2 protein-coding genes are annotated in these 3,294 nt (G+C 39.6%); one reads left to right on the top strand and one right to left on the bottom strand.

What is annotated here, in order from left to right; translation table 11 throughout:
• Positions 1–696 precede the first annotated feature (696 nt).
• Positions 697–1,272, top strand: a complete 576-nt coding sequence (locus IQR33_RS04155; protein WP_017635389.1) for an imm11 family protein — start codon at positions 697–699, stop codon at positions 1,270–1,272.
• Between the two features lie 139 nt (positions 1,273–1,411).
• On the opposite strand, the gene IQR33_RS04160 is transcribed toward IQR33_RS04155, so the two are convergent.
• A partial coding sequence (locus tag IQR33_RS04160; RefSeq protein ID WP_193843538.1) for an EAL domain-containing protein occupies positions 1,412–3,294 on the bottom strand: 1,883 nt, incomplete at its 5' end.

The following is a 3,294-nucleotide window of genomic DNA, read 5'->3' on the forward strand; positions in this document are numbered from 1 at the left end:
GATTGAAACTTATATAAAATATGAAGTTTAACGATGGTTTCTATAAACTTCGGCGTAAATAATATCTGATATATGTAATTAATAAAACTGTGTTTAAGGATATTTGTGAAGTTGCTAATTTATAAAAACGGCGTTTTATTTTTCGTACTTTAGAAACTCTTTTTATTTCAATGTGTTTTCTTTTTCTACACTTTATCCAATACCTCAAAAGTTTGTGACTTAACTCGTAACAAATCGTAACGCCGAATCGTTATGTGTATAAGTGCATTTATAATGTATGAATAAACAACAGGGTGGTAAGAAAAGGCAGTAAAACAGCGGTGAATCGGTTGTTTTTAATTCACGATTGACAAAGCTAAGTCTAAGTCGTTCAAAAATTGAACTTGTGAATGTGTCGTTTAAGTGAGAGTGATGAGCTCGACAAAAGTGAAGTGACGCGTGCTATTGTTTATTCTCTAATTTATTCGATTACATAAGGAAGGGTACATAGTAAAAATTGAAAAAATAATTCTATCGTGTGGATTAAAGTATATAAATAATAAAACTTCGAAATTAAAAGATAAGAGCGCCAGATATTAATTCATTAAATTTTTGAACATGAAAGTAAACTCTATCTATTATGTTTGGTTTGGTTTGGTTTGGTGTGAAAGCGCTCGTCTCATTAAGAAAAACGCTCAAAATTATTTAAGGACGGTTATGACAGCATTTAATAAAGTGTTTATTGTCACTCCCAATGTTAATGATTTTGCAATGTTGCAAGAGTCGCCATTGGAAATGTCTCTTCAAGTAACGGCAAGCAAACCTATCCAACTCTATGGAGAGTCTGTTAAAGCCAGTTGGAAAAGTATTGATATTGAATGGTTAGACGTTATGGGTGAAAAGCCATTGCCCAGGCCTGATATTGCAGCATGGGGATCTTTTACTCTTGCTGTATCCGCTTCTATTGCGGATAAGCTCGATGTGTTGAGCGAGAATGTCGAATTTTTACCATTAAATCTACAAGGAAAGCCTTGGCGAGCATTAAACATTGTCACTCAAATTGATGCCATTGATACCTCTGCTACCGAGTATAATCTTCGTCATGGTAAGCTAAGTCGTGCTAGACCGTTTAAGAAACTCGTTTTGAATAGAGAAGCCGTTAATGAATCTGACTTGTTCAGAGTAAAAGGTGCTGGGCTTAGAACGTTTTGCACGGACAAAAAAGGTGGCTTGTACGATAGCGTCAAAGCGCTGAATTTGACCGGTTTGGATTTCAAGGAAGTGCTGGTTTAAAAACGAATAAATAGTGATTTACTCGACTAAAGTCATAGATATAGGTATGGGGGAACAAAAGCTGAGCATCTATCAATTAAGCTCATATACAACTAAATACAGCCGCCACAGCTGTGACTGCTGTACTTCTCCCCTTAACTTATGTTCTTGAAACCCTAATTGAGCTGACCATGGACGCATCAAATCGACTGTCGTCATTTGCCGATTGCCACCACAAGCTCAATTGTTCTTTAGTCATTGGTTTGCCAAATAAATAGCCTTGCATATAGTCGCAGCGGTATGCCGATAGCCATTCATGCATCATATTGTGTTCAATACCTTCTGCTGTAACCGTTTTATTTTGGGCATGGCATAGCTCAATAATAGGTTTGATCACATGGCCGTTGTTGGTGTTCATCAATGTAACGAGGAACTCTCGATCAAATTTGATTTTTTGAACCGGATACTGAACGAGCTGAGTTAACGATGTGTAACCAGAACCAAAGTCATCAATTGCAAGACGGTAGCCACGTTTTGATAGCTCATCAAGTAGAGCCGTGCCTTGTTGTTCTGCGGCAAAGGTTTCGGTTATTTCTATCTCAATACATTCTGGTTTAACACTGTGCAGTGTCGCTTGTTCATGGATGTAGTTTGCCATTTCTATCGAGTTTAGCTCTGCTGATGAAAGATTGACCGAAAGAACAATATCCTTACCGAAAATATTCCTTAATTGATGGTATTCCGCCGTTGCATTGGCGAAAACCCAGCGGTCAATTTTATCAAATAATCCGGCTTGCTCTGCAATTGGAATAAACTCCTTTGGGGGGATAGGGCCGATACCTTCGGCTTCCCAGCGCAACAAGACTTCTAACCCCTCAATTTCGTTGCTTCGATTGTTCATATAGGGTTGAAAAACAAGGTGGAATTCTTCCTCTACATTGCTTTTTCGGAGCGCACGTTCAAGCTGACTTCGTCTTTGAGACTCAATATTGAGAGCGGCTGAATAATAGGCGTATTGATTTTTCCCTGCCCGTTTTGCTTGATACATAGCCGCATCGGCACTGGAGAGTAACTTCGCGATGTCAGTACCGTCTTGAGGATATTGTGCAATACCTACGCTTGCCGTAACGGGAAATGAATTACTCCAAGATGAACTGAGATTACTAATTGGTTTTAGTAACTCTGATGCAAGCAAATCAGGCAAGCGTTTTACCTCTTGATTTGAGCTCAGCAAAATTGCAAATTCGTCACCAGATAACCTGGCGGCAAAGCAGGGGCTGTTGTAATCGTGCGAGAACTTTTGACAGGCATTCTTGATGTGTGATGAGAACACTTTTAATAAGTTATCTCCCAATTCATGCCCGTATTTATCATTCACGTATTTAAAGTTATCAAGATCGACGTAAACAACCCACAGAAACTGCGAAGGGGAGATAAGTTCACGAGTGGCAAGCTCATGAAAACGATGGCGATTGGCGAGTTGCGTCAGGTGATCCGTTTCAGCTAGGCGTTTTGTCTTTTTATAGATGACATTAAGTTCCTCATACATATCAAAAAAGCGTGCAGAGAGGCGTCCTATTTCATCGTTTGTTTCTAGCTTTTCAATATTGTCACGTTGATTAGATTCAAGTTCGTTCAGCTGCTTATCAAGGCGAGAAACAGGGCGCAACACATAGCGGTACAACACCAAAATGATTAATGTGATGGTGAAAAACGCCGCTACGCCAAAGGAGAAAGCAAGTTCTAGCCACACTTTATCGACTTTGTTCCACATTAAATATTCGGCAGGAGAAAGCACGGCATAAAAGTGCGGCAGCAGCTCAATGGTTTGAGCGAGAGGAATATCAAGATAAATGGGTTTGTCGGCGAAAGTAATCACGCTGTGCGTGTCAAACTCGATTTCATGCTTAATCTCGTTAAAGGCTTCAAGTGATACGGAAACTACCACAAAAAACACATTTTTCGAGTCAAAGCTCAAAGGGTGAGTCCCCGTTCTTTTGTCGACGACCTCATATTGAAGAAGAATGCTTTGTCCACTGGAGT

The sequence above is a fragment of the Vibrio sp. OPT46 genome, from assembly GCF_015163535.1.
GTDB classification, from domain to species: Bacteria; Pseudomonadota; Gammaproteobacteria; order Enterobacterales; family Vibrionaceae; genus Vibrio; species Vibrio alginolyticus.

Coding starts and splice junctions, on each gene's coding strand:
- IQR33_RS04155 (WP_017635389.1), top strand. CDS start 697: ATGACAGCATTTAATAAAGTGTTTATTGTCACTCCCAATGTTAATGAT.